19 protein-coding genes are annotated in these 25,660 nt (G+C 70.5%); 10 read left to right on the top strand and 9 right to left on the bottom strand.

The annotated features are described in order from the left end of the window. Window positions 1–27 precede the first annotated feature (27 nt). Window positions 28–513 carry an Lrp/AsnC family transcriptional regulator gene (locus tag DES41_RS21490; RefSeq protein WP_114469714.1) on the top strand — a complete coding sequence of 162 codons (486 nt, stop codon included), beginning with the start codon at window positions 28–30 and terminating at the stop codon, window positions 511–513. Here the strand turns inward: DES41_RS21490 and DES41_RS21485 are convergent. Together DES41_RS21485 and DES41_RS21480 are read right to left on the bottom strand one after the other, a co-directional pair. Continuing rightward, entirely contained in the window at window positions 476–2,641 is a 2,166-nt protein-coding gene (locus DES41_RS21485) for a putative bifunctional diguanylate cyclase/phosphodiesterase (RefSeq protein ID WP_114469713.1), read from the bottom strand. The genes DES41_RS21490 and DES41_RS21485 overlap by 38 nt on opposite strands. Window positions 2,642–2,891: 250 nt before the next feature. Continuing rightward, the gene (locus DES41_RS21480; protein WP_114469712.1) at window positions 2,892–3,869 is read right to left on the bottom strand and encodes a tripartite tricarboxylate transporter substrate binding protein; all 978 of its coding nucleotides are present in this window, start codon (window positions 3,867–3,869) and stop codon (window positions 2,892–2,894) included. 136 nt (window positions 3,870–4,005) lie between these two features. Here DES41_RS21480 and DES41_RS21475 point away from each other — a divergent pair, with 136 nt between their 5' ends. Both DES41_RS21475 and DES41_RS21470 read left to right on the top strand, forming a co-directional pair. Continuing rightward, window positions 4,006–4,764, top strand: a complete 759-nt coding sequence (locus DES41_RS21475; protein WP_114469711.1) for an SDR family NAD(P)-dependent oxidoreductase — start codon at window positions 4,006–4,008, stop codon at window positions 4,762–4,764. 155 nt (window positions 4,765–4,919) lie between these two features. After that, on the top strand, window positions 4,920–5,717 hold the full coding sequence (locus DES41_RS21470; RefSeq protein ID WP_425466379.1) for an alpha/beta fold hydrolase: 798 nt from the start codon (window positions 4,920–4,922) through the stop codon (window positions 5,715–5,717). On the opposite strand, the gene DES41_RS21465 is transcribed toward DES41_RS21470, so the two are convergent. The 7 genes from DES41_RS21465 to imuA all read right to left on the bottom strand — a co-directional run bounded on the left by DES41_RS21465 (window position 5,705) and on the right by imuA (window position 16,075). Beyond that, window positions 5,705–8,152 (bottom strand): TonB-dependent siderophore receptor, encoded by a 2,448-nt coding sequence (locus tag DES41_RS21465; protein ID WP_114469709.1) that lies wholly within the window; start codon window positions 8,150–8,152, stop codon window positions 5,705–5,707. The two genes, DES41_RS21470 and DES41_RS21465, sit on opposite strands and share 13 nt — an antisense overlap. 71 nt (window positions 8,153–8,223) lie before the next feature. After that, window positions 8,224–9,192, bottom strand: coding sequence for a FecR domain-containing protein (locus DES41_RS21460; protein ID WP_114469708.1), 969 nt, complete (start codon window positions 9,190–9,192; stop codon window positions 8,224–8,226). Continuing rightward, complete coding sequence (locus tag DES41_RS21455) at window positions 9,189–9,689, bottom strand: sigma-70 family RNA polymerase sigma factor (protein ID WP_114469707.1); 501 nt, start codon at window positions 9,687–9,689, stop codon at window positions 9,189–9,191. The genes DES41_RS21460 and DES41_RS21455 overlap by 4 nt, the downstream gene beginning before the upstream one ends. Window positions 9,690–9,818: 129 nt before the next feature. After that, window positions 9,819–10,694 carry a S1 family serine peptidase gene (locus DES41_RS21450; protein WP_114469706.1) on the bottom strand — a complete coding sequence of 292 codons (876 nt, stop codon included), beginning with the start codon at window positions 10,692–10,694 and terminating at the stop codon, window positions 9,819–9,821. Window positions 10,695–10,769: 75 nt separating this feature from the next. After that, on the bottom strand, window positions 10,770–14,081 hold the full coding sequence (locus tag DES41_RS21445; protein ID WP_114469705.1) for an error-prone DNA polymerase: 3,312 nt from the start codon (window positions 14,079–14,081) through the stop codon (window positions 10,770–10,772). Beyond that, window positions 14,074–15,366 (bottom strand): DNA polymerase Y subunit UmuC family protein, encoded by a 1,293-nt coding sequence (locus DES41_RS21440; RefSeq protein ID WP_114469704.1) that lies wholly within the window; start codon window positions 15,364–15,366, stop codon window positions 14,074–14,076. Before DES41_RS21440 ends, DES41_RS21445 begins: the two co-directional genes overlap by 8 nt. Further along, window positions 15,338–16,075, bottom strand: a complete 738-nt coding sequence (imuA, locus tag DES41_RS21435) for a translesion DNA synthesis-associated protein ImuA (protein ID WP_114469703.1) — start codon at window positions 16,073–16,075, stop codon at window positions 15,338–15,340. Before imuA ends, DES41_RS21440 begins: the two co-directional genes overlap by 29 nt. A gap of 303 nt (window positions 16,076–16,378) precedes the next feature. On the opposite strand from imuA, the gene DES41_RS21430 reads away from it, so the two are divergent. The 7 genes from DES41_RS21430 to DES41_RS21400 all read left to right on the top strand — a co-directional run bounded on the left by DES41_RS21430 (window position 16,379) and on the right by DES41_RS21400 (window position 25,620). Beyond that, complete coding sequence (locus tag DES41_RS21430) at window positions 16,379–18,772, top strand: TonB-dependent receptor (protein ID WP_245965812.1); 2,394 nt, start codon at window positions 16,379–16,381, stop codon at window positions 18,770–18,772. A 61-nt stretch (window positions 18,773–18,833) separates the two neighbouring features. After that, on the top strand, window positions 18,834–19,514 hold the full coding sequence (locus DES41_RS21425) for a Fe2+-dependent dioxygenase (protein WP_114469702.1): 681 nt from the start codon (window positions 18,834–18,836) through the stop codon (window positions 19,512–19,514). Window positions 19,515–19,532: 18 nt separating this feature from the next. After that, entirely contained in the window at window positions 19,533–19,805 is a 273-nt protein-coding gene (locus DES41_RS21420; protein WP_114469701.1) for a PepSY domain-containing protein, read from the top strand. Then, window positions 19,789–20,355, top strand: coding sequence for a cytochrome b/b6 domain-containing protein (locus DES41_RS21415; RefSeq protein ID WP_245965811.1), 567 nt, complete (start codon window positions 19,789–19,791; stop codon window positions 20,353–20,355). Before DES41_RS21420 ends, DES41_RS21415 begins: the two co-directional genes overlap by 17 nt. Window positions 20,356–20,440: 85 nt before the next feature. Continuing rightward, window positions 20,441–21,403, top strand: a complete 963-nt coding sequence (locus DES41_RS21410; RefSeq protein WP_114469699.1) for a tripartite tricarboxylate transporter substrate binding protein BugE — start codon at window positions 20,441–20,443, stop codon at window positions 21,401–21,403. A 201-nt stretch (window positions 21,404–21,604) separates the two neighbouring features. Beyond that, entirely contained in the window at window positions 21,605–23,758 is a 2,154-nt protein-coding gene (locus tag DES41_RS21405) for a M14 family zinc carboxypeptidase (RefSeq protein ID WP_114469698.1), read from the top strand. A gap of 68 nt (window positions 23,759–23,826) precedes the next feature. Next, window positions 23,827–25,620 carry a hypothetical protein gene (locus tag DES41_RS21400; protein WP_114469697.1) on the top strand — a complete coding sequence of 598 codons (1,794 nt, stop codon included), beginning with the start codon at window positions 23,827–23,829 and terminating at the stop codon, window positions 25,618–25,620. The last annotated feature ends 40 nt before the right edge of the window (window positions 25,621–25,660 follow it).

The following is a 25,660-nucleotide window of genomic DNA, read 5'->3' as shown; positions in this document are numbered from 1 at the left end:
TCTCGAACGCAATTTTCGCTCGCACCCATGCCCGCAAAAGCCGCTGCCGCTCTGGACGGCTTCGACCTTGCCATCCTGGACATCCTGCAGCGCGACAACACCGTGCCGCAGCGCCTGATCGCGCAGGCCGTGCACCTGTCGGCACCGGCGGTGCAGCGGCGCATCCAGCGCCTGCGCGAGACCGGCGTGATCCGCGCCGAGGCGGCCCAGCTCGACGCCGCCAGGCTCGGCCGCCCGCTCACGCTGCTGGTGGAGGTGCATGTGCACGACGAGCACCCGCGGCACACGGCCGGCCTGCATGCGCGCATCGCGGCCGAGCCCGCCGTGCAGCAGTGCTACGCGATCACGGGCGAGGCCGACTACCTGCTGGTCGTCACCGCGGCCTCGATGGCCGACTACGACGCGCTTGCCGAGCGGCTGCTGCGCGGCGACGACAACGTGCGGCGCTTTCGCACATCGGTCGCGCTGGGCTGCCTCAAGCTGGGGTTGCAGGTGCCCGTTCTGGAGGATTGATGTCCAGGCCGGCCGGACGGTAGGTCGACAGCGCGAACGGCAGCTGGTTCGGCCGGCGGCTTGCCACGGCCCACTCGGCCACGCGCTCGGCGGCCATGGGCCGCGCGAACAGGTAGCCCTGCAGGTCGTCGCACTGCAGGCGCGTCAGCACGTCCTGCTGCGCTGCGGTCTCCACGCCCTCGGCCACCACCTTGAGGCCCAGCGCATGGGCCAGCCGGATCACGGCCTCGACGATGGCCCGCGCGTCGGCGCTGGACTCCAGGTCCTGCACGAAGGAGCGGTCGATCTTGAGCTCGCCCACCTGCAGCTGGCGCAGGTAGGCGAGGCTGGAGTAGCCCGTGCCGAAATCGTCGATGGACAGGTGCACGCCGATGCCGCAGAGCGCCTCGAAGGCCTGCAGGGTGCTTTCGGCGTCCTCCATCGCGACCGATTCGGTGATCTCGAAGGTCAGTTGCCTGGGGTCGATGCCGGCCCGCGCGATGGTGGCCGCCACCCGCCGCACGAAGTCGTCCTGGCGCAACTGGTGCACCGACAGGTTGACGGCCACGCGCAGCCGCAGGCCCTGCTCCTGCCATGCCGCGATCTGGCGGCAGGCCTCTTCGATGACCCAGTTGCCGACCGCCGAAATCAGCCCGAAGCGCTCTGCCACGGGGATGAACAGCGCCGGGCCCAGCATGCCACGCGTGGGATGCTGCCAGCGCACCAGCGCTTCCACACCCGTGACGACCTCGCGCCCGGCGCTGACCTTGGGCTGGTAGTGCAGCAGGAGTTCGCCGCGCTCCAGCGCCAGCCGCAGATCGCGCTGCAGCTCGATCTGCTCGCGCACGCCGGCGTTCATGTGGGCCTCGAAGAAGGCATAGGCGGAGCCGCCGGCGCGCTTGGCCGCGTACATCGCCGCATCGGCATGCGCCATGAGTTCGGCGTCGGGCCCATCGGAGGGGAACAGCGCGATGCCGATGGAGCACGACAGCCGCACCTCGTGCCCGCACTGCTCCATCGGCGCGCTGACCACGTCGATGAGCCGCTGCGCGGCCTGCGCGATGGCGGCCGAATCGCTGACGCCCTCCAGCAGCAGCACGAACTCGTCGCCGCCCACGCGCGCCACCGTGTCGCAGGCGCGCAGCCCCGCTGCCAGGCGGCGCCCGGCTTCCTTCAGCACGGCGTCGCCGACGTGGTGGCCGAAGGAATCGTTGACGGGCTTGAAGCCGTCCAGGTCGATGAACAGCAGCGCCAGACTGGTGTGGTCGCGCCGGCAGCGTTCCACGGCCGAGGCCACGCGCTCGCCGAGCAGCAGCCGGTTGGGCAGACCGGTCAGCGCATCGCGGAAGGCGATCTCCTGCAGTTCGGCATTGGCTGCCTTCAGCGACACCGCCAGCCGCTCGGTCCTGCCCTGCATGCGGGCGTCCAGCAGCGAGGTGAACATGGCCAGGCTCAGGAGCATGGTGGCGGCCACCGTGACCAGCACGCCGACGCTGTCGCCGCGCAGCTGGTCGGCGCTCAAGCAGACGCTGTCGGCCGGAAACGCGGCTGCGGCCATGCCGGTGTAGTGCATGCCGCAGATCGCCGCGCCCATGGCCAGGGCGGCCAGCACCTGGCGGTTGCGCGCCGCCACGCCGCGGTAGCCGCGCAGTGCGAAAAAGATCACCAGCGCCACGGCCGAAGCGAGCACGGCGATGGCGGCAGAGGCCGCGACGAGCAGCCAGTCCCACTGGATGCCGGGTGCCAGCGCCAGGGAGGCCATGCCCAGGTAGTGCATGGCGCAGATGCCGGCGCCCATGGCCAGCGCGCCGCGGCCGAGCCGCGCAAGGTTCAGGCTGGGCAGGCTGGCCGTGTGCAGCGCGACGCCGGAGGCCGCCACCGCCGCCACCCAGGACAGGCCCGTGACGGCATGGCCATAGCCGACCGTGAACGGCAGCGTGGCCGCCAGCATGCCGACGAAGTGCATGGACCAGATGCCGGTGCCCAGCGCCAGCGAGCCGCCGATGCGCCAGGCCCGCGCGATGACCCGGTCCTGCGCGCGCACGCGCTGGGCCAGATCCAGCGCCACGAAGGATGCGTAGCTGGCGATCAGGAACGAGAGCGCCACGACCCAATGGTTGTAGCTGACCTCGGCAAGGGCTGGTGTCATGGCGGTGCAGGAGTGGCGGGGCGGGCGCAGTGCGGGCGGGTGCGCCGCGCGGCTGCGAATTCTCCAGCGCCTGCCCCACCAGAATGTTGCGCAACCTTGTCACGCCCCTGCTGCACACCCGGCCAGGGTGGGTGCGGACGGTCTCCGTGTCAGCAGCAGGCTTGCGTGGCCTGTGCGGCTGTGCGCAACGACAGGCCCAGAGCGCGGCGCAGAAGAAGACCGGCGGAGGCCGGCCCGCCCCGCCGGGGGCTCAGTCCACGCGCGCGCCCGAGTCCTTGACCACCTTGGCCCAGCGCACGAGTTCTGCGTCGATGTGCGCGCCCAATGCGGCCGGCGTGGACCCCACCAGCTGGTAGCCGCTGGCCTCCAGCTGGGCGCGGATCTCCGGCTGCGCCACCACGGCGGCGATCTCGCGGCTGAGCCGCCCGGTGATCTCGGCCGGCGTGCCGGCCGGCGCGAGGATGGCGTACCAGCCGTTCACCACGAAGTTCGGCACGCCGAGCTCCTGCATGGTCGGCACATCGGGCAGCATGGGCATGCGGCGGTCGCCGGTCACGGCCAGCGGGTGCAGCTTGCCGGCCTTCACGTGCGGCAGCGAGGTCGAGGCGCTGTCGAAGGCCAGGTTCACCTCGCCGCCCAGCAGTGCATTGACCATGGGCGCGCTGCCCTTGTAGGGCACGTGTGTCATCTTCACGCCGGCCGCCGTGCTGAAGTACTCGGCCGCCAGGTGGCTGGTGTTGCCGTTGCCGGCCGAGGCGAAGGTGACCTTGCCCGGGTTGGCCTTGGCCTCGGCGATGAGTTCGGGCACGGTGCGCGCCTGCAGCGAACTGCTGCCCGTGACCAGCAGCGGCAGGTTGGCCACCAGCGAGACGGGGGCGAAGTCCTTGCGCGTGTCGTAGGGCAGCTTGGGGTACAGGCTCGCGTTGATCGCGTGCGCGGCCAGCACCATGATGAAGGTGGTGCCGTCGGGCTTGGCACGTGCGGCGTACTGCGATGCCAGCGTGCCGCCCGCGCCGGGCTTGTACTCCAGCACCACGGGCTGGCCCAGGCGCTCTTGCAACTTGATCGACAGCGGCCGGGCCACGAGGTCGGCGCTGCCGCCGGGCGGGTACGGGATGACCAGCTGGACCGGCCGGTCGGGCCAGGCCTGCGCGAAGGCGGGCGGCGCTGCGGCGGCGCACAGGGCCAGGCCGGCGGCGGCGATCAGTTGGCGGCGGAATGTGGGCATGGGGTGTCTCCTGTCGTCTTGGCGGGTGCAGCCGCGCGGCGCGCGGCGCGACCGCGCAGTGTCGTGCCTGGCGGCGCCCGCGGGTGTCGCCACCGCGCTGGCCTAACATGGCCGCTTCCCCGCTCCAGACGCAGCCATGACCCCCTCTTCCCACCTCACCATCCTGACCGGCGCCTCGCGCGGCATGGGCCTGGCCATGGCCCGGCAACTGCTGCAGGGCGGGCACCACCTGCTGTGCATCGCACGCCAGGCCAACGCCGAGCTGCAGCAGCTGGGCGGCGCCCACTGCACGCAGTGGCAGGCCGACCTGGCCGATGGCGCGGCCGTGGCTGCGCGGCTGGACCACTGGCTCAGCGGCCACCACGGCGCGCGCTGGGCCAGCGCCACGCTGATCAACAACGCGGGCGTCATCCCGGCGCTGGTGCCGCTCAGCGATTCCGACCCGGCCGAGCTGGCACGCGCGCTGCGCGTGGGCCTGGAAGCGCCGATGCTGCTCAGCGCGGCCTTCCTTGGCGCCACGGCCGGCTGGAGCGGCCAGCGCCGCGTGCTCAACATCTCCTCCGGCCTGGGCCGACGCGCGCAGGCCTCGCAATCGGCCTACTGCGCGGCCAAGGCCGGCATGGACCATTTCACGCGCTGCCTGGCGCTGGACGAGGCGGCGCGGCCGAACGGCGCCAAGGTCTGCTCGCTGGCGCCGGGCGTGATCGACACCGACATGCAGGCCCAGCTGCGCGGCGCCGACGTGGCCCGCTTCCCGGACCAGGGCAACTTCGCCAAGATGCACACCGGCGGGCAGCTCACCTCCCCCGAGGAAGCCGCTGCGCGCGTGCTGGCCTACCTGGCACGGCCCGACTTCGGCGCCAACCCGGTGGCGGATGTGCGCGATCCGGCATGAGCGCCGCGCCGGGCCGCCCCAAGCAATCTCGCGCCCCCTCGGGGGGCAGCGAACCTCGCGCAGCGGGGAGCGTGGGGGCCATATCCGCCGCGCCGGGCCGCCCCAAGCAAGCTCGCGCCCCCTCGGGGGGCAGCGAACCTCGCGCAGCGGGGAGCGTGGGGGCCACAAGCATCGCTGATTACGCGGTCGCCACGCCGGCGGGCCGTCTGTTCGCCCGCAGCTGGACACCCGATGCAGATCTGCACGTTCCGCCGGTGCTGCTGTTCCACGACTCGCTGGGCAGCGTGGAGTTGTGGCGCGACTTTCCCGCTGCGTTGGCGCAAGCCACGGGCCGGCGCGTGCTCGCCTACGACCGGCTGGGCTTCGGCCGGTCCGACGCCTGCGCCGACGCACTGACGCCGGCCTTCGTGCGGCACGAGTCCCTGGTCAGCGTCCCGGCCCTGTGCGCGCAGCTCGGCATCGACCGTTTCGTCGCGTTCGGCCACAGCGTCGGCGGTGCGATGGCGGTGGAGACCGCCGTGGCCTTCGGCGAGCGCTGCACGGCCCTGGTCACCGAATCGGCCCAGACCTTTCCCGAAGACTGCACGCTGGAGGGCATCCGCGTGGCGCAGGCGCAGTTCGCGCAGCCCGGCCAGCTCGAACGCCTCGCCCGGTACCACGGCGACAAGGCCCGCTGGGTGCTCGAAGCCTGGACCGGCACCTGGCTCTCGCCCGCATTCGCCGACTGGTCGATCCACGCCTTGCTGCCGGCCGTGCGCTGCCCGGTGCTGGCGATCCACGGGGAGGACGACGAATACGGCTCGCTGGTGCACCCGCGCCGCATCGCGGCCAGTGTGGCCGGCCCGGCCGAGGCACTGCTGCTGCCGGGCTGCGGCCATGTGCCGCACCGCGAGCAGCCGCAAGCGGTGCTGGCGGCCGTTGCGCGTTTTCTGGCGGCCGATCAGAAGTCGTAGCGCGCGCTGACGTTGACGCTGCGCGGCATGCCCCAGGTGTAGAACAGGCCCTGGCTCGTGAAGTTGGTGACGCCCGAGAAGTACTTCTTGTCGAACGCGTTGTCCACGTTGACGGCGAAGCTCAGGTGGCGGTCGACCTGGTAGCGGGCCATGAGGTCGAACAGCCAGTAGGCGTCCTGGCGCAGCGTGGCCGTGCCGCGGCTGGTGGAGATGGCGCTCTGCCAACGCAGGCCGCCGCCCACCGTCAGGCCCTGCAGCGCGCCGCCCGCGAAGCGGTAGCTGCTGCCCAGCTTGAACTGGTGCTCGGGCGTGGTGGAGGCGCTGTCCAGGTTGCTGGTGTTCATCACGAAGCTGCCCTGGGCCTGCCAGCCGCGCATCAGTTCACCCGAGAGTTCCAGTTCGTAGCCGTGCCGCATCGCGCCCTGCACGGCCCGGTAGATGCTGTCGCCGTTGTCGTTCAGGCCCACCTCTTCGGCGGTGTTGTCGGTGCGCATCCAGAAGTGGCTCAGCGCCACGTTCAGGCGCTTGTCGAAGAACTCGCCCTTGGCGCCGATCTCGTAGGTCTGGCCTTCCTCGGGCGGCAGCGTGCGCTCGGCCGCGTCCTTGTTGCTTTGCGGCTGGAAGATGCTGGCATAGCTGGCGTAGACGGAGATGTTCGGCGCCACGTCGACCACCAGCCCGCCGTAGGGGGTGACCACGCCACGCTCGCGCAGCTGGTAGTTGTACCAGCCGGTGTCGGTGACGTCGTCCTGGTCGTAGTCGGTCACGCGCACCCCGGCGATCAGCTTGACCGGGTCGGCCAGGTTGAAGCGGCCGGCGGCGTAGACATACCGGTTCTTGCGGCTGAACAGGTCGTTGGAATACGCCAGGCGGTTCCAGTCCGGCTTGGCGATGCCGGCGCCGCCGCTGGCGTAGTCGACGCCGGCCGCGGCCAGCGTCGAGACAAGGGTGCTGCCGCGCAGCAGCGTGGTGCGCGAGCGCGCACTGCCTGCACCCAGCAGCAGGTCGTGCGTGCGGCCGAACAGCTGGACAGGGCCCTGCACGTCCAGGCTGATGCTGTCGTTGCGGTCGTCGATGTCGGTGTAGCGGTTGTATTGCACCTGGCCCGGCAACGCATAGCGCAGGTAGCCGATGCGCATGTCCGGCGTTTCCACGGTGTCGCGGGCCAGCTGCAGCTTGGCCGTCCAGCCGCTGGCGAAACGGTGCTCCAGCCGCGCGAACAGGCCCAGGGCTTCCTGGTCGTAGCCGGCCCAGGGCGCACCGATGTTGAACCCGCGCGGCATGCGCGGCACGGCCACGCCGTCGCCGGAGAAGGCCTGGATCGGCGTGGTGCCGGTGGCACTGCGCAGCGCGCGCTCCTTGTAGGTGAGGCCGACGCCGAGCACGGTGTCGGGTGTCAGGTCGGCCTCCAGCGTGCCGTACACCGTGCTGTTGCGGTTGTGCTGGCGGTCGCGGAACGAATCGGCGTCCTTGTGCGCGGCGACCAGGCGGCCGCGCAGCGTGCCGGCAGCGTTGAGCGGGCCGCTGATGTCGGCATCGGCGCGGTAGGCGCTCCAGCTGCCCACGCTGGCCTTGGCACTGGCCTGGAACTCGCGCGTGGGCCGCTTGCGGATGAGGTTGACGGTGCCGCCGTAGTCGCCGTCGCCATTGACCAGGCCGGACGATCCCTTGAGCACCTCGACGCGGTCGATCTCGGCCAGGTCGTCCAGCGAATACATGATGTGGCTGTTCCAACCCCAGCCGCTGGACAGCAGCCGGTTGCCGTCGACCTTGAGGTTGACGCTGGAGCCGCGCACCTGGAAGGTGGTCATGTCGGCCTGCCGGGTCACGGTGACGCCGGGCGTCTGCACCATCACGTCGGCCAGGGTTTCCAGGCGGAAGTCTTCCATGCGCTGGCGCGTCATGACGCTGACGGACTGCGGCGTCTCGCGCAGCGTCAGCGCCAGGCCGGTGGCGGCGCCGCTGGGGCCGGCGGCGGTGTAGCTCTGCGTACCCTCGGTGCGGCCGTCGCGCTCGGCCTGGGCCGTCACGCGGACTTCGGGCAGTGCGGCACCGGCAGCACCGCTGGCGGCGGCCGGACGTGCCGCGGCGGCCGGTTCGGCGGCGCGGCGCAGCGTCCAGGTGCCGTTCTCGGCCACCGCGGCCTGCAGGCCGGTGCCGGCCAGCAGCGTGGCCAGGGCCTGCGTGGGCGCCAGGCGGCCCTGCACGCCGGGGCTGGCCAGGCCGCGCACGAGGTCGGGCTGGTAGGCCAGCAGCACGCCGGACGTGCGCGCGAAGGCGGTCAGCGCCGCATCGAGCGGGCCAGCGGGGATGCCGTAGGCCAGGGGCTGTGCCGTGGCCGCCTGGGCCTGTGCGGCAGGTGCGGCCAGCGGGCCGGCGATGGCGAAGACGGCCGCGAGTGCTGCGGCCGGCGAGGTGGCGGGAAATGCGTGCATGGTGCTCGGGAAGGAAGGAGGAAAAGGTGCTCTCCCCTCCTTGTCGCGCGAGAAGCGAAAAGGTACAGGCCCTAGGCGGGGCCGATGCGCACCCAGTAGCGCACGGGCACATGCACCTGCACCGGCAGCACCTGCACCAGGGCCTGCAGGATGCGGTCGGTGTCGGCCAGCGGGAACACGCCCGACAGGCGCAGGCCGGCCACCTCGGGCGCCAGCTGCACCAGGCCGGGCCGGTAGCGGCGCAGCTCGTCCACGAAGGCGTCCAGCCGCATGTCGGAGGCCTCCAGCACGCCATCGGCCCAGGCCGGCGCAGACGGTGATGGCAGTGCCTCGGCCGACGCGCCACCGGCTTGCAGCCGGGCGGCCTGGCCGGCGCTGATGCGCAGCTCGGAGGCCGCGCCGCGCAACGCCACGGCGCCCTCGAACACGGCGACCCGGGTGGCGCTGGCGTCCGGGCCGTCCACGTCGTGGCGCACCGTGAAGCGCGTGCCCAGCGCCTGGGCACGGCCGGCGGGCGTGTCGACCACGAAGGGGCGTGCAGGAGCCTGGGTGTCGGGCGCGGTGGCGATCAGCAGCTCGCCGGCGCGCAGCTGCAGCCGGCGCAGCGCGGGGCTGAAATCGATGTCGAGCGCGGTGGCGGTGTTCAGCAGCAGCTGCGTGCCGTCGGGCAGCTGCAGCCGGCGCTGCTCGCCCTTGGCGGTGCGCAGCTCGGACAGCCAGCCGCGTGCCGCCATCTGCTCGCGGCCGGCGTAGACCGCCAGGCCGGCCACGGCCAGCGCGGCCATGCCGCCCAGCGCACGGCGCCGTTGCGGAGCCGGCGGCCGGCCGGCCAGCGCGGCGGCCAGGCCCGGAGCGCCCATGCGCCAGCGCGTGTCGGTGGCTTCGACATGGCGCCAGGCCTGCTCGTGCAGCGGGTCCGCGGCGCGCCAGTGCTGCCATTGCGCACGGCTGGCCGCTGTGGCCTCGCCAGACCACAGGTGCACGAGCCATTCGACGGCGGCATCGACCACCGCCGCCGGCAGCGGCGCGCCGGCCGTCATGCAGCGCTCTCCCGGAAATAGCACTGGCGGATGGCACGCGCCATGTACTGCTTGACCGAACTCAGCGAGACGCCCAGCTGTTCGGCGATCTCGGCGTAGGACAGGCCATCGAGCTGGGCCCACAGGAAGGCCTGGCGCACCTTGGCCGGCAGGCCGTCCAGGATGCGGTCGATCTCCATCAGCGTCTCCAGCACGATGGCGCGCTCCTCGGGCGAGGGGGCGAGGTTCTCGGGCAGGTGGGCCAGCGCGGCGAGGTAGGCGCGCTCGACCTCGCGCCGACGCAGGTGGCTGACCATGACGCGCCGCGCCACGGTGGTCAGGAAGGCACGCGGCTCGCGGATGTCCTCCAGCACCTGGCGCGACTCGATCACGCGCAGGTAGGTGTCGTGCGCGAAGTCGGCCGCGTCGCCCGCATGGCCCAACCGGCGCTGCAACCAGCCACGCAGCCAGCCGTGGTGCTGCTGGTAGAACTGGATCAGGGGTTGCTGCGGGTTCACGGCGCTCGTTGAGAAAGATTCTTATTATCTTACTGCGCGCAGCGGCACCCGCCGACGATAGTCCCGGCCGTCGTCGCGCATGGCGAGCCCGCGGCCCAGGCAGGCCGCGCGCCAACGGAGCGCGTCGTCTCAGTACTTGCTGATGAAGCCGTGGATCATCGCGCGCACCAGCGGCTCGAAGTCCAGGATCTTGTCGGTGCTCAGCACCACGCCCAGCGGCGCCGGGCCGGGCAGCTGGGGCGGCGGCACGGGCCGGCCCGCACGCACCCGCCCAACCAGGGGTTCGACCCCGGTCTCGCCCTGCAGGTGGGCGTGGCGCTGCGCGTACAGCACGCCCAGCAAGGCCACGCCGGGCGAGCGCTGTGCCCCTGCGCTCCCCTCGCCCGACTGCGGCGGCGTGCACAGGAACACGGGCGCCCCGCCCAGGCCAGGGTGGCAGGGTGCATCGACCAAAAACTCGGACGCGCCGGCATACGGCAGGTCGGCATGGGTGGCCGTGATGCCCGTGCGTGCCACCGGCTGCAGCTGCTGCGGATCCCACAGGCCGAGCGGATAGCCCAGCACCACCACGGTCTCCAGATGCGCCAGTTCCGCGCGCTGTTCGCGCGGCAGGATGGCCGAGCGGGACAGATAGGTGATGTGGTAGTCGTTGCCCTCGGACTTGATGGCCTGCAGGCTGGCCCCGGCGAAGATCAGCACCAGGTCGACCGACGGATCGGGATGCGGGTGGCACTTGTCCTCGAAATCGGGGATGTGGCATTCCAGCGGCTGGTGCGGCTGCGGCCGGCCGTCGGCGTCCTTGCGTGCGATGTAGAAGCGGCCGCTGCGCGCGCCCTGGACCACATGGCGGCTGGTGATCAGGCAGGGGCTGCGCTTGCCGTTCTCCAGCAGGAAGGCGAAGAAGAAGGCGGTGCCGCATTGCACGCCCGTGGGCGTGTCGCATTCGATGCGCGCAACGCAGTAGCCCAATTCCTCGGTCAGTTTCTGTGATCCGGCGAGTGGCATGGGGCAGCGCGCAACAAATGTGTCATTCGATGATTCGGATGCTAACCGAGCGTATGGGCTTGCACTTTCCGTTGTTTAGTGGAAATCCCTGCTGCGGCTGCGCAGTTGCCCGAGCCGGCCGAGCAAGGGCGTGAGATCGCGCAGGCGCTCGGCCACGAGGTGGCGCACCTGGCCGCCGCTGTCCACGTCGCGCTGCCACAGGCCTTCGACGGCCAGCAGCCGGGCTTTCAGGAGCGGCTCGCGCTGTTGCTCGCGCACGCGCTTCCAGACGATCACGTTGACCGGGCCGGTCTCGTCCTCCAGCGTGACGAAGATGGTTTCCTTGGCCGTGCCGGGCTGCTGGCGCACCGTGACCAGGCCGCAGGCACGCACGCGCCGGCCATGGGGCAAGGCGTTGAGCTGTTCGGCGTTCAGGATGCGCCAGCGCGACAGGCGCTCGCGCAGCAGCGCCAGCGGGTGGCGGCGCAGCGTGAGGCCGGTGGCGTCGTAGTCGAACAGGATCTCCTCGCCCTCCCGCGCCGGCAGCAGCGCCAGCTGGGCCTCGTGCACGGGCGCGCCGCGCAGCAGGGCCGGCGCACGGTGGCGCGCGGCAGCCTCCCAGGCCTGCTGGCGGCGGTGGCCGGCCAGGGATTGCAGCGCATCGGCCGCGGCCAGCACATCGAGTTCGCGCCGGTCGAGCGCGGCGCGCAACGAGAGGTCTTCGACGTCGGCGAAGGGGCCGGCGGCGCGGGCTTGCATGATGCGTTGGGCGGCCTTCTCGTTGAAGCCCTTGACCAGGCGCAGCCCCAGGCGCACGGCCGGCTGGCCTTGCGCGGCGGGCTGCGCGCGCACGCCGGGCGCATCTTCCAGCGCGGCGTCCCAGTCGCTGTGCGACACGTCGGCCGCGCGCACGTCGATGCCGTGGCGAACCGCGTCCTGCACGAGTTGCGACGGTGGGTAGAAACCCATAGGCTGCGAATTCAGCAGCGCGGCCAGGAAGGCGGCCGGCTCGTGGCACTTGAGCCAGCTGCTGGCGTAGGCCAGCAAGGCGAAGCTGTAGGCATGGCTTTCGGGGAAGCCGTATTCGCCGAAGCCGCAGACCTGCTTGTAGATGCGTTCCGCGAATTCGGCGCTGTAGCCGTTGCCCAGCATGCCGTCGACCAGCCGCTGGTGCCAGGGCGTGATGTCCCCGTCCTTCTTCCAGGCCGCCATGGAGCGGCGCAGGCGATCCGCCTCGCCCGGCGAAAAGCCGGCTGCGATCACGGCCAGCTGCATGACCTGCTCCTGGAAGATGGGCACGCCCAGCGTGCGCTCCAGGGCGTCTTCCAGCGCGGGCTTCTCGTAATGGATGGGCTCGTCCCTGTCGCGCATTGCGCGCGCCTTCAGGTACGGGTGCACCATGCCGCCCTCGATCGGCCCGGGCCGCACGATGGCGACCTCCACCACCAGGTCGTAGAACACGCGGGGCTTCAAGCGCGGCAGCATCGACATCTGCGCCCGGCTCTCGATCTGGAACACGCCCACGGTGTCGGCCTGGCAGATCATGTCGTAGGTCTTTTTGTCCTGGGTGGGAATGCCGGCCAGGTCCCACCGCCGGCCACGCAAGGTGTTCACGAAGTCCAGGCAGCGCTTGAGTGCCGTGAGCATGCCCAGCGCCAGCACGTCGACCTTCATGAGGCCCATGCGGTCCAGGTCGTCCTTGTCCCACTGGATCACCGAGCGTTTCTCCATGGTGGCCTTCTCGATCGGCACCAGCTGCGTGAGCTTGCCCTCGGTCAGCACGAAGCCGCCCACGTGCTGGCTCAGGTGGCGCGGAAAGCCGCGCAGCTGCTCGGTCAGCTCCAGCCACTGCAACACGCGGCGCGGGTCGATGGCGATCTGCAACTCGTCCAGCAGCCGCTCCAGACGCTCGCCGATCAGCGTGGCATCGAACCAGTGGTGCTCCTTGGCGAAGGCATCGACCAGCACGGCCGGGATGCCCAGCGCCGTGCCGACGTCGCGGATCGCGCTGCGGCGCCGGTAGCTGATGACCACCGCAGCGATGGCCGCGCGGTCCTGCCCGTACTTGCCGTAGATGTACTGGATGACCTCTTCGCGGCGCTCGTGCTCGAAATCGACGTCGATGTCGGGCGGCTCTTTCTGGCGTTCCTTGCTGATGAAGCGCTCCATGAGCGGATGCGAGTCTTCCGGGTCGGCGGCAGTGATGCCCAGGCAGTAGCAGACCACCGAGTTCGCCGCCGAGCCGCGGCCCTGGCACAAGATGCCCTGGCTGCGCGCGAAGCGAACGATGTCGTGCACGGTCAGGAAGAACATCTCGTACTTGCAGAACGCGATGAGGGCCAGCTCCTTCTCGACCAGCCCACGGATCTTCTCGGGCATGCCATCGGGGTAGCGCAGCCGCGCGGCCTCGGCGTAGGTCAGCTGGCGCAGGGCCTCGGTGGGCGAGAGGCCTTCGGGCAGCGTCTCGCGCGGATAGCGGTAGGAGATCTCGCCCAGGTCGAACCGGCAGCGCGCCAGCACCACCGCGGTGTTGGCCAGCAGCTCGGCCGGATAGACCTGGCCCAGCGTCACGCGCGGGCGCAGCCGGCGCTCGGCATTCGGTTCGAGCGCGAAGCCGCATTCGGCCACGGGCGTCTTGAGCCGCACGGCGGTCAGCACATCCTGCAGCCTCTTGCGCGAGCGCACATGCATCAGCACCCCGCCGGCCGCAACCAGCGGCGTGCCGGTCAGCGCGGCCAGCTGGCGCAGCTGCTGCAGCCACAGCACGTCGTCGGCCTCGCCCACGAGTTCGGCGGCCAGCCACAGCCGTTCGCCGAACCAGCCGCGCAGGCGACGCACGTGGGTGCGCAGCACCAGTGTGTCGGGCGCGGGGTGGCGCTGGGGCACGCAGAGGATTTCGCAGTGCGCCAGGGCGGGCCAGTCGTCGTCCCAATCGACGCGGTAGTCGCCCTTGTCCACATCGGCGTGCCGGCGCGCGTGCGAGATCAGCTCGCACAGCTGGCCCCAGCCCGCCAGGTCGTGCGGCAGCACCACCAGGCGGCAGCCGGGCAAGGCGAATTCGCTGCCGGGCAGGAAGCGGAACGGGCGCCGGTAGGTCTGGCCCGGGTGGGCTTTCTCGGCTTCCTCCAGCATCGCCTCGTAATCCTTGAGCGCCATGTGCGCCCGCACCACGCCGGCCACCGAGCATTCGTCGGTCAGCGCCAGGCCGCTGTAGCCCAGGCGGTAAGCCTGCACCACGAGTTCGGCCGGATGCGAGGCGCCGCGCTGGAAGCTGAAGTTGCTCAGGGCATGCAGTTCGGCATAGGCGCAGAGCGGATCGGCGCCTTCCGGCAAAGGCGGTGGCAGCGGCCACTTCCAGGCGTCTCGCTCCTCCTGTTTCTCCTGGGCGTTGTGCGAGGGATCAGGCATACACGCCCTGCAGGAACCAGCGCGGATCGGGCTGGCCGCTGTGCGGCCGCTCGCAGTACAGCCACAGCAGACCGAGCTGCGCGCTGAGCGCCAGACGGTAATCGCGCACGGCGGGCTGGGGCGCGGCCAGGTCCCACCAGCCCGGGCCGTCGACGCGGCGCGGACGCGCCAGCAGCCGCAGCGGGCCATGGAACACGGGCTGGCCGTCCTCCATGGCCAGCGGCAGCGGTTCGCGCAGCAGCCAGGCGGGGTACAGCGCGGCATCGGGGGCCAGTGCCTGGGCCGGTGGCGTACTGGCACCCTGCGACGCCTGCGCGGGCACCCAGCGCTGCATGCACTCGGGCCGGTGGTCGGCCACCAGCTGGGGCACCAGCACGCGGTCCACACCCAGCCGTGCGCCCAGGCGCTCGACGAGTTCGTGCAGGCGTTCGCCGCGCTTGTGCTCCTCGGGCAGCAGGCTGGTGGACAGGGGCGCGTAGGCCGCCGTCTCCAGGGTGCGCAGCCGAAGGTGATTGGCGGGCGCTGCCAGCGGCGTGCGTTCCAGGTGCTCGGCCAGCAGGCGGCGCAGATGGGCCATGTCCTGCGTGGGCTGGGCCGTGCGCACCGTCAACAGGCCCTGGCGCGCCAGCGTGCGGCCGTCGAGCCGGCGCAGGTCGTGCGTCCATTGCAGCTCCATGGCCAGCACGCCGCGCTGGCCGGCACGCAACCAGGCGTGCAGCGCTGCCAGCAGGCGCTGGCCCGTCCACAGCAGCTCGGACGCCGCGGTGGCGGTGGCCGGCAGTTCGACGTTCTGGTCGAACACGGGCGGCAGCCGGCACCAGGGATAACTGGTCGGCCGCAGGCCGTAGGCCTGGTCCAGCGCCTCCAGCAGCGCGGCTCCGAAGCGCCGCGCCACGCCAGCGCGCGGCAGCGCACGCAACTGGCCCCAGCTGCGGCAGCCGGTGCGCTCCAGCACCGCCAGCGCGGGCCAGGCGGCGGCCAGCGTGTCCAGCGGCAGGCCGTCGGGCACCTGGCCGGGGCGTGGCTGGCCCGCCAGCTTCAGGCGCAGCAGGGCCAGCGCCACCGGCGCCGTGCCGGCACGGGCCCAGGCCGCACAGGCGGGCAATCCCTGGGGTTGCAGCAGGCGCAGCAGCAGCGCGCGCAGCCCGCCCCACAGGCGCAGCGATGCCGACACGTCCAGCAGCACGAAGCCCTGCTCCACCGCCACGCGTGGCGTGAACTGCAGCGCATGCCAGCACCAGGGCGTGACGTGATCTTCAGGCGGCGACAGGGCGACCCAGCACATGGCGGACCTCGGGGCTGGCCGGCTGCGCGGCCTGGCTGCGCCGGCGCAGCGCCAGCAGCGCGGCCAGCGCTGGCGCATGGGGCGCCAGCCCGACCGGCCGGACCATGGGCGGGCCGCGGCGCTTGAAGGCCAGCACCTGCAGCGTGCTGCCGTCGGCCTCGACCAGCAGCCGCAGCGGCGCCGGGGATGACTCGGCCTGCGCCGTTGCGGGCCGCCAGGCGAACAGCGGCTTGCCGTGGTCCAGCGCGGCCAGGTGCAGGCGGCGCAGCCCGTCGGCACGGGCCCGGGGCAACCAGGCCAGCACGGCCGGCACGTCGGCGCAGCGCAGGGCCTGCTCTCCAGCCCACAGCAGCGCCTTGTCGTCCACGGGTTGCACCCACAGCAGGCGCGTGGCCGGGAGGCCTTGCGCAGCCAGGGCCGGTGCGAAGGGCTGCAGGCCATCGGGGGCCCCGACCAGCGCCACCGGGCCCTGGGCGGACGTCGTCAGCCGCGCCAACGTCGGCAGCAGCAGCCGCCAGTCGTGGCAGGCCCCCTGCATCCCGGGCGCCTGCAGCAACTCGGTGAGCCCGGCCGCGGGCCAGCCGCCGCCGGGCAACTCGGCGTCCAGCACCGCGTGGCCACTGGGCAAGGCAGCGGCCGGGGCCAGGCCCAGCGCATCGCCGCGCCAGACATCGGCCCGTTCCGGGAGGAAGGAAGGCAGGGAACCCATGGTTTACTGATGATTTGTACAGCATTATGCGGCGCCCGGTGTGGCGGTCAAGCTGCCGCAGTTGTTGGTTCGATACGACACCTTGGCGCAATGGCACGGAAGCCTGTGCAACGAAAAGTAGAATCGAATGAGAAATGTTCTTACTACGTTTGCTACTGCTCGGCGACAGACCGCCCAGCGTGTAAACCGTGTCGGCGCGCATTGCGCGTCAAACACTACGGGTCATTTCTAGCCCCGGTGGGCTGGGCAGTCGGCCGTCCGGCCACGGCGCATCCCGAATCCAAAAGACAACACGAAAACACCATGCACCGCGCCACGACGACATCGAAGATTCCGCGCAGCCTGCGCACCGCCGCCAACTCTGGCGCCCCAGCCGTGGGCCGCGCCAGCATGGCACTGGGCATGTCCACCGTCATGTTGCTGCCCCTGGGCGTGCTGGCCCAGGCCACGACCGCCACCAGCGGCGGCACGCTGAACGAGGTCAAGGTGCAGGCCACCAAGATCGACCCGAACCCCAATGCCGAAGTCGGCGTTCCGTACAAGGCGAAGACCTCGGGCGACGAGCGCCACACCCGCCCCCTGGCCGAGACGCCGCAGACCATCTCGGTCATCACCGCCGACGCCATCAAAGATTCGGGCCACACCGATCTCAAGCAGATCCTGAGCGCACAACCCGGCATCACGCTGGGCACCGGCGAAAACGGCAATGCCTTCGGCGACCGCTACATCATCCGCGGCCAGGAAGCCCGCAGCGACGTGTTCGTCGACGGCCTGCGCGACCCCGGCATCACCACGCGCGAGAGCTTCGCGGTCGAGCAGGTCGAAATCTCCAAGGGTCCGAACTCCAGCTTCGCTGGCCGTGGCACGGCCGGCGGCGCAGTGAACGTCATCACCAAGCAGGCCACGCTGGACTACGACTTCACGCGGGCCTCGGTCGCGCTGGGCACCGACAAGCACCGCCGTGTCACTGTGGACGCCAACAAAGGCTTCTCGGACACGTTCGCGCTGCGCGTGAACGCCCTGTACGGCAGCGAGGACGTGCCGGACCGCAGCCCCTCGGAGCGCGAGCGCAAGGGCCTGGCGCTGTCGGGCCTGTGGGAAATCAACTCTGACCTGAGCGTCACGCTGGACTACTACGGCCTGCGCGCCAAGGACAAGAAGCCCGACATCGGCAGCTTCCTGGTCGGCACCGCGCCCAACCGCATCCCGGCCGAGTGGGCCGGCATCAACGTGCCCGTCTATGCGCAGAAAAGCGACCAGCTGTCCAGCGATGTGGACGCATTCACCGCACGCATCAATTACCGCGTGAACGCCGATGCCCGCATCGTCAGCCGCACGCGCTACGGCACGGCCGACAACTCCTGGATCACCTCGGGCGCCAACTATGGCGCATCGCGCAGTACCGTTGGCGGAGCCCCCTACAACGCGATCCGTGTCGACGGCGGCCACACCGGCTGGCAGGATGTGGACTACTTCGCCCACCAAACCAACCTGCTGTGGAACACCACCCTGGGCGGCATGAAGCACGAGTTCGTCACTGGCCTCGAATACACCGACAACGAGGCGACCTTCGGCAGCTACTCGCTCAACAACAGCGGGCAGAACTGCAGCACCAACAACACCTCGCTCAACGCCTTCTGCGTCACCGATGCCAGCGGCGCCGTGATCCCGAACATTGATTCGGTGGTCCAGCGCAACATCCTGCGCAACAACAAGGGCCGCATCTGGCGGGTCCGCACGGTGGCCGCATCGCTCATGGACACGGTGGACCTCACCGACCGCTGGACCGCCTTCGCCGGCGTGCGGGCCGACCACTACAAGTTCAGCCAGCGCAGCTTCACGCCTGCCACGGGCGCCCAGACCGCGGACTACAGAGACAGCGACACGCTGATCAACGGCCACCTGGGCGTCACGTACAAGATCAACCCCCAGGGCATGGTCTACGCCAGCGTCGCCACGTCCACCGACATCAATGGCGGCGAATCCGACAGCACCGGCGTGGCCTATGGCGGCGCCATCGTGGCCGAGGGCAAGCTGGTCGGCAAGCCCGAGCGCTCCAAGCTGTTCGAGATCGGCACCAAGTGGAACCTGCTGGACGACAAGTTGCTCTTCACGGCAGCGGCCTTCCGCACCAACAAGAGCGACGTGCTGGAACCGCCCGTCACCGTCCCCGGCAGCCCCGTGACGGGATATGAGACCTTTGGCGCGAACACCGGCGGCAACCGCATCCAGGGCCTGGAGTTCGGCCTCGTGGGCAATGTGACGCCGAAGTTCACGGTGCAAGCCGGTTTGACGCTCATGAAGTCCAAGGTCACGAAGTCGCTGGGCACGCCTGCCACGGTGGGCGCGCCGCTGGCCAACTTCGCCGACAAGAGCGTCACGGTGCAGGGCAAGTACCAGGTGACGGACGCGTTCTCCTTCGGTGCCGCCGCCAAGTACCAGAGCAGCATGTGCGGCGGTTCGCCTGACCAGGGCGTCGCGCGCGATGCGGCCACCGGCGCCTGCACGCTGCCCGTACCCTCGTTCACCAAGTACGACCTGTTCGCTTCCTACCGCTTCAACAAGCACCTGGACGTGCGGCTCAACGTGCTGAACGTGACCGACAAGACCTTCTACACGGCGGTCTACCGCTCCGGCGGTTTCCTCTACAAGGGTGACGCCCGCGCCACCCGCGTGACGCTGAACTACGAGTTCTGACCTACCTGCCAATGGAACAATGCCGGGCCTGCCCGGCATTGTTCCGTTGGAGAACCCATCCATGCTTCTCGCCATCGACCAGGTGCTGACACCTGACGAAGTCCGCCACTTCCGCACCCATCTCGACCGTGCCGAATGGCAGGACGGCGCCGCCACCGCCGGCAGCGCCGCGCGCCAGGTCAAGCACAACCAGCAGATCGGCGCGCAGGATGCAGTCGGCCTGCAGCTGGCCGAGCACCTGCTGCGCCGCCTGGGCGAGACGCCGCAGTTCGTCTCGGCCGCGTTGCCGCGGCGCATCTATCCGCCCAAGTTCAACCGCTATGCCGGCGGCGGCCAGTACGGCGCGCACGTGGACGCGGCCATCATGCAGCTGCAAGGCGGCCAGAGCCTGCGCACCGACCTCTCGGCCACGCTGTTCCTCTCCGAGCCCGACGAGTACGAGGGCGGCGAACTGGAGATCGAAGACGCCTACGGCGTGCAGTCGGCCAAGTTGCCGGCCGGCGACATGCTGCTCTACCCCGCCACCAGCCTGCACCGCGTGACGCCGGTCACGGCGGGCGCGCGCGTGGCCGCCTTCTTCTGGGTCGAGAGCCTGGTCGAGGACGACCGCTCGCGCACCCTGCTGTACGACCTCGACCAATCCATCCAGGAGCTGAGCGCCACGCTCTCCGCGCAGGACCCGCGCGTGCTCAAGCTCATGGGCATCTACCACAACCTGGTGCGGCGCTGGGCCGCCACCTGATCCGCCAAGGAGTTCCCCATGAAGACGCTTTTCATCCGCGCCCTGCCGCTGGCCCTGGCCCTGGTGGCCGGCAATGCCCTGGCCCACGGCAACGTCACCTGCAGCAAGTACCCCAAGGCCGAGTGGCGCTCGCACACCGAACTGCAGGACAAGCTCGTCAAGGACGGCTGGACCGTGCGCCGCATGGAAAAGACCGAGACCTGCTATGAGGTCTACGGCAAGGACCCGCAGGGCAAGCGCGTCGAAGCCTTCTTCGACCCCAAGACCTTCGAGCGTGTCGAAGAGAAGTGACCCTGCACAGCCCGGCGCTGGCCTGAAGGTCTGGGACAGGCCGGTGCGCCTGTTGCACTGGGCCCTGGTCCTCGCTGTGGCCTGCGCCTGGTGGACGGGCGGCGATGCCGACAGCTGGCACGAAGCCCTGGGCTATGCCGCAGCCGCCGTGGTGGCGTGGCGCCTGGCCTGGGGCTTTTCCGCAAGCCGCTACGCGCGTTTCGCGCAGTTCGTGCGCGGCCCCTCGGCCACCTGGGCCTATGCGCGCAGCGTGCAGGCCGGCCGGGCCCTGCGCCACCTGGGCCACAACCCGCTGGGCGGCTGGATGGTGCTGGCCCTGCTGGCGTGCGTCGCCAGCCTGTGCCTTTCGGGGTTCCTCTACACGACAGATTGGCTCTGGGGCTACGGCTGGCTGTACTGGACGCATGTGGTGCTGGGCTGGCTGCTCGTGGCGCTGGTCGCGGTGCACCTGGCCGGTGTCGCGTTCACGGGCTGGCAGCACCGCGACAAGCTCGTGCTGGCCATGTTCACCGGCCGCAAGCGCGCGCCAGGCCCGCAGGACATCCACTAGCGGCGGGCTGGAGCCGCGCCTGGATGCACCCCGGCACGGGTGTTGCTCCTTCCTGCGTGTTTTGTCCACCAGAGGAAGTTCATTCATGCAACGCCGCCACGCCCTTTCCGCCCTGCTCGCCACCGCTGCCGCGCCCAAGCTGTCCTTCGCCCAGGCCAGGCCGCTGCGCATCGTCATTCCCTTCCCGCCGGGCGGCGCCACCGACATCACGGGCCGTGCCTTGCAAGAGCCGCTGCAGCGCCTGCTCGGCATGCCGGTGGTGACCGAGAACCGCGGCGGCGCCGGCGGCTCCATCGGCATGGCCGAGGTGGCGCGCGCCCCGGCCGACGGCCTCACCGTGGGCGTGGCCACGCTGTCCACGCACGGCGTCAATCCCGCGGTGTTTGCCAGGCTGCCCTACGACCCCATCACCGGCTTCGCCGGCGTGACGGAGATCGTCAAGGCGCCGGGCGTGATCGTCGTCAACCCCGCGGTGCTGCCGGTCAAAGACTTCGCCGAGCTCGTGAAGTACCTCAAGGCCAACCCCGGCAAGGTGTCCTATGCCACGCCGGGAAACGGCACCATCGGCCACATGTGGGGCGAGCTGTTCAAGAGCAGCACGGGAACCAGCATGGTGCACATCCCCTACCGCGGCGCCGGCCCGGCGATCAACGACGTGCTGGGCGGCCAGGTGCCGGTGTACTTCGACCAGGTGGCCTCGTCGCTGCCGCACGTGAAGGCCGGCAAGCTGCGCGCGCTGGCCGTCTCCTGGCCCAGGCGCCTGGACGTGCTGCCCGAGGTGCCGACCTATGCCGAGCTGGGGTATCCGCAGGCGAACGAGCCGTCCTGGTTCGGGCTGGTGGCGCCGGCCGGCACGCCGGCCGAGGCGGTGCTGCGCATCCAGCGTGCAGTGGCCGCGGCCGTGCAGGAGCCAGAGGTGCGCGACCGCCTGGCGGGCCAGGGCCTCTACCCCTCGGGCAGCACGCCGGCCGAGTTCTCGCAGCAGATCGTGCGCGAGATCGAAAAGATGAAGAAGGTCGCCGCCTACGCGCGAATCCGGCTCGACTGACACGGATTTCCGAACGCCGCGTCGCGGGCAGACGGATTTCCGAACGGGACGGTTCGGCACCCGCACCATGCGTTCGTTACAAATCAATGACTTGAACGCCAATCTCTCGTGAACGGTGGCTGGCACGCGATCTGCCATGTAGATGGTGTGCGCCAAGCACCAAGGCACAGCCAACCGTCCACTTTGAGGAGTTAGCGTTCGATGAAACGATTCTGTCCACCCCGTCTGACCCCGGTCGCCGCCATCGTGGCCACCGCCGTCCTGGTTTGCGCTGCCGGGGCCATCCATGCCCACGGCGGTGACCCGGACCAGGTCTACGCGGTCAAGATCCCCTACGCCTCGGAAGACCAGCTGTCCAAGCTGACGACCATGCTGGACCACCCCTACGTGGACCAGAAGACGCGCACGGTCCACGCCGAGGTCAGCGACACCGAACTCCACGCTGTCGAGGCCCTGGGCATCGGCGTGCAGATCGACGTGGAGGAAACCGCGCGCATCAAGGACTTCATCGCATCGCGTTCGCGCGACCAGGCCTCGGGCGCGCTGCAGCGCTCCTCGCGCGAGCAGCCCAGCTCGGTCGCCGACGGCACGCACTCCTGCTACCGCACCGTGGAGCAGACCTACGCCACCTTCGACGAGCTCAAGACCAAGTACCCCGACCTGGTGCAGCTCAAGACGCTGGGCCCGGCCTGGATGAAGACGCAGATCAAGGAGCCCACCGTCGTCGGCAACCAGTACGACAACTCCTGGTCGAGCTACACCAGCCTGCTGGCCAAGTTCATCCCGCAAGCCCTGCTGCAGCGCTTCAACCTGTCGCTGTTCCCGGCCCAGCCGCACGACGTGCGCGCCATCGTGGTCGGCAACTTCGCCAAGCAGGAAGGCAAGGAAGTGCCGCGCATGGTTTGGACCGGCGGCATCCACGCCCGCGAATACGCCCCGCAGGAGGTCGGCACCAAGTTCATCGAGTGGCTGCTGGACAACTACGGCAAGGACCCCAACGCCACGATGATGCTGGACAACAACCAGTACCACTTCATCATCCACAACCCGGACGGCCGCAAGCTCGCCGAGCAGGACCGCTCGGCCCGCCAGCGCAAGAACACCAACTACCTGACGGCGCTGTGCACCACGGGCACGAACGGCCAGCTCGGCTCGGGTGTCGACCTGAACCGCAACTACCCGTTCGGCTGGGCCACCGGCGGCGCCGGCGGCTCGGACGGCAACATCTGCGGCGAGACCTTCCGCGGCACCGGACCGGCCTCCGAGCCCGAGACGCAGGCCGTGTTGAACTACGTGCGCGGCACCTGGAACCAGGCGCAGTGCCGCTGGGAAGGCGGCGCCTTGCCGGACGGCCGCAACAAGTGGGCGGTTGACAGCGCGGGCAAGCCTCTCGTGGGCACCCCCGGCCCGTACTGCAACATCGAGAACCGTGCCAACAACGGCACCGGCGAGCTCGACTGGCAGACCGGCGCCTCCGAGGACTACACGGGCGGCATGTTCGTGGACCTGCACAGCAACGCGCGCGCCATCCTGTGGCCCTGGGGCGTCGAACGCGCCGAGAACGGCTTCAACACGCACACGCCCAACAACAAGGGCATGGCCGTCATCGCCCAGCGCCTGGCCTACCACAACAACTACTCGTCGCAGCAGCTGCTCAGCTACAACACCGAAGGCACGACCAAGGACGCGTTCTACGGCTTCCTGGGCGCGCCCTCGTACACGGTGGAAATGGGCCGCTCCTTCTACGAGGACTGCGGCGTGTTCGACCGCGAGACCTACCCGGAGAACTTCAACGGCTTCCACTACATGAGCCGTGCACTGCACCGCGTCTACCAGCTGCCGTTCGGCCCTGACACGGTCGACGTGAAGGTGGAGCAAACCGCCGCCGTGCCCGCCGGCACGAAGGTGAACGTCTCCGCGCTGGTCGACGACAACCGCTACCGCTACAGCAACGCGGGCCAGGCCAGCATCCTGCCGCCGCCCTACCCGGTGGTCTACAACATCCGCGACGCCAAGGTCTACATCGACCAGATGCCCTGGGAGGCCGGCGCCGAAGGCAAGCCGCTCGAACTGGGCACCTCCGACCAGGCCAAGTCCGACTTCCCGGACGCGACCAAGCGCGCCTTCGGCCAGATCGACACGACCGGCCTGGCACCGGGCCGCCACATGGTCTATGTGCAGGGCACCAACAGCGATGGCAAGCCGGGCGCCGTGTCGGCCGCGTTCCTGGAAGTCGCCGAGGCCAAGAGCGGCGGCGGTGGCGGTGCCGTCGGCGGCCTCGCCGCCGCACTGGCCGGCCTGGCTGCAGTGGCCCTGCAGCGTCGCCGCAAGCAGGCCGCGGCCAGCAGCTTCTGAGCCCAGTCCATGCGCCGGGCCCGCGCCGCGGGCCCGGCAGCCCACCAGAACGAATTCGAGGAAACCACATGCATTCCCGCAACACCTACGCGCTCTCGGCATTGGCCCTGGCCGCGTCCACCTTCCTGGTCGCCTGTGGCGGCGGCGGCGGCGATGACGAGCCCGCCCCGGCCGAGCGCCAGGTCACCGGCACCGTGCTCGACCGCGGCCTGAACAACGCCACCGCCTGCCTGGACCTGAACGACAACCGCGTCTGCGACGCCAGCGAACCGTCGGCCATGACCAGCAACGGCAGCTTCACGATCAACACCACGCAGGCCGCCGACGCCGTCGTGCTGGTGCAGGCCACCACCACCAGCACCACCTCCGAAGGCCCGGTCGTCGCACCCTACGTGCTGACCGCGCCGCTGGGCCGCCACGCCGTCATCACGCCCTACACCACGCTGCTGCAGTCCGAGATCGACTCGGGCCGCTCGGACAACCTGGCGCAGGCCGAGGAGACGCTGCTGTCCTTCCTGGTCGGCACGGCCGGCCAGGTCGGCGGCATCCAGCTCTACGACAACTACCAGGCCGCCGAGGGCACCACGGCCACCGCTGCGCAGCAGAAGATGCTGGCGCTGGGCCAGCTGCTCACCCGCGGCTTTGCGGAAGTGGGCAGCGGCAGCCGCGCCGCCTTCGAGGCCTACAGCGCCGTGGCGCCGGGCTCGCTGCAGCAGCTGCTCTACCAGATCCCGACCACGCTGACGCCCGAGCAGCGCGAGTCGCTGTTCCTGGCCACGCGCGACAGCCTGGTGCCCAGTGCCGCCACGCTGGCCGGTGCGGCCAAGGCCAAGGCGGCCACGGCGGCCCAGCCCATCGAGGGGGCCTGGGTCCGCACCGACGGCACGACGCGCGAGGTGTTCCTGTTCGGCGGCGACGGCACCTTCGTGCACCAGGTCGTGGCCACCCCGGTCGGGGCCGACTATGCCTTCGACAACGGCCTGGGCTACCGCTACGGCCGCTACAGCCTGAGCGGCTCCACGCTGACGCTGGAACTGATCGAAGCGGCCAACGCGCGCGGCCCGGCCGCCGGCGCGCACAGCGCCACGGTCTCGGGCAATGCCATGACGCTGGACGGCACCGCCCTGACCCGCGTGGCCAGCGCCAGCAACCCGCTGGTCGGCGGCTGGGTGCGCCCCATGGGCCTGAGCCGGCCCGAGTACATGGTGATGTTCGAGGACGGCACCTACGCCCACAGCAGCTTCTACTACCAGAACGACCGCCAGACCGGCAGCGCCACCGCGCTGGAGACGGCCCGCAACGTGGGCATGCAGGTCGGCAGCTACGCCGTCAGCGCCGGCAATGCCGACGTGGTGGAGTTCGGCGCGACGACCATCGACTTCAACGGCAACCTGTCGGTGCCGAGCAACCCGGGCGTGGCCCACGTCCAGTCCGACGGCAGCATCTCGCTGTCGGGCTTGCGGCTGGTCAAGCTGGGCAGCACGCTGGGCGCGCAGGCGGTGACGGGCTTCAGCGAGGCCACGCGTTCGCGCATCTGGTCGGGGCGCTACTTCAGCCTCACCACGGGCACGGGCGCCGGACAGACCGTGCAGTACCTGTACGTCAAGGGACCGGGAACAGTCGTCGCGTTCGACCGCCCCGCCGCGGTCAGCACCGCGGCCTGCGTGGCGAAAGCCGCCCCGTTCTCCAACATCGATCCGTCCGACGGCATCCTCAAGCACTTCGTGATCGGCACCGGCACCGGCGCTGCCGCAGCCTATGCGCAGCGGCGCATGGTCTACGGCACGCCGGCCAGCTTCGTGACGATGGTGCCCACGGCCCGGCCGACCGACGCGACCGCCCGTTGCGTGGTGCCCTTCTGAGCACCTGAGAACGCACCGCCACTGCGCGGTGCCCCGCCCG

It is taken from the genome of Pseudorhodoferax soli, from assembly GCF_003337555.1.
Classification (GTDB): domain Bacteria; phylum Pseudomonadota; class Gammaproteobacteria; order Burkholderiales; family Burkholderiaceae_C; genus Pseudorhodoferax; species Pseudorhodoferax soli.
This window is presented reverse-complemented; position numbering and strand designations above follow the sequence as displayed.

Excerpts from the sequence above, each read along its gene's own strand:
- DES41_RS21430 (WP_245965812.1), top strand. The coding sequence starts at position 16,379 with ATGCACCGCGCCACGACGACATCGAAGATTCCGCGCAGCCTGCGCACC.
- DES41_RS21480 (WP_114469712.1), bottom strand. The coding sequence starts at position 3,869 with ATGCCCACATTCCGCCGCCAACTGATCGCCGCCGCCGGCCTGGCCCTG.
- DES41_RS21460 (WP_114469708.1), bottom strand. The coding sequence starts at position 9,192 with ATGACGGCCGGCGCGCCGCTGCCGGCGGCGGTGGTCGATGCCGCCGTC.
- DES41_RS21440 (WP_114469704.1), bottom strand. The coding sequence starts at position 15,366 with ATGTGCTGGGTCGCCCTGTCGCCGCCTGAAGATCACGTCACGCCCTGG.
- DES41_RS21410 (WP_114469699.1), top strand. The coding sequence starts at position 20,441 with ATGCAACGCCGCCACGCCCTTTCCGCCCTGCTCGCCACCGCTGCCGCG.
- DES41_RS21485 (WP_114469713.1), bottom strand. The coding sequence starts at position 2,641 with ATGACACCAGCCCTTGCCGAGGTCAGCTACAACCATTGGGTCGTGGCG.
- DES41_RS21420 (WP_114469701.1), top strand. The coding sequence starts at position 19,533 with ATGAAGACGCTTTTCATCCGCGCCCTGCCGCTGGCCCTGGCCCTGGTG.
- DES41_RS21490 (WP_114469714.1), top strand. The coding sequence starts at position 28 with ATGCCCGCAAAAGCCGCTGCCGCTCTGGACGGCTTCGACCTTGCCATC.
- DES41_RS21445 (WP_114469705.1), bottom strand. The coding sequence starts at position 14,081 with ATGCCTGATCCCTCGCACAACGCCCAGGAGAAACAGGAGGAGCGAGAC.
- imuA (WP_114469703.1), bottom strand. The coding sequence starts at position 16,075 with ATGGGTTCCCTGCCTTCCTTCCTCCCGGAACGGGCCGATGTCTGGCGC.
- DES41_RS21465 (WP_114469709.1), bottom strand. The coding sequence starts at position 8,152 with ATGCACGCATTTCCCGCCACCTCGCCGGCCGCAGCACTCGCGGCCGTC.
- DES41_RS21425 (WP_114469702.1), top strand. The coding sequence starts at position 18,834 with ATGCTTCTCGCCATCGACCAGGTGCTGACACCTGACGAAGTCCGCCAC.
- DES41_RS21405 (WP_114469698.1), top strand. The coding sequence starts at position 21,605 with ATGAAACGATTCTGTCCACCCCGTCTGACCCCGGTCGCCGCCATCGTG.
- DES41_RS21400 (WP_114469697.1), top strand. The coding sequence starts at position 23,827 with ATGCATTCCCGCAACACCTACGCGCTCTCGGCATTGGCCCTGGCCGCG.
- DES41_RS21475 (WP_114469711.1), top strand. The coding sequence starts at position 4,006 with ATGACCCCCTCTTCCCACCTCACCATCCTGACCGGCGCCTCGCGCGGC.
- DES41_RS21450 (WP_114469706.1), bottom strand. The coding sequence starts at position 10,694 with ATGCCACTCGCCGGATCACAGAAACTGACCGAGGAATTGGGCTACTGC.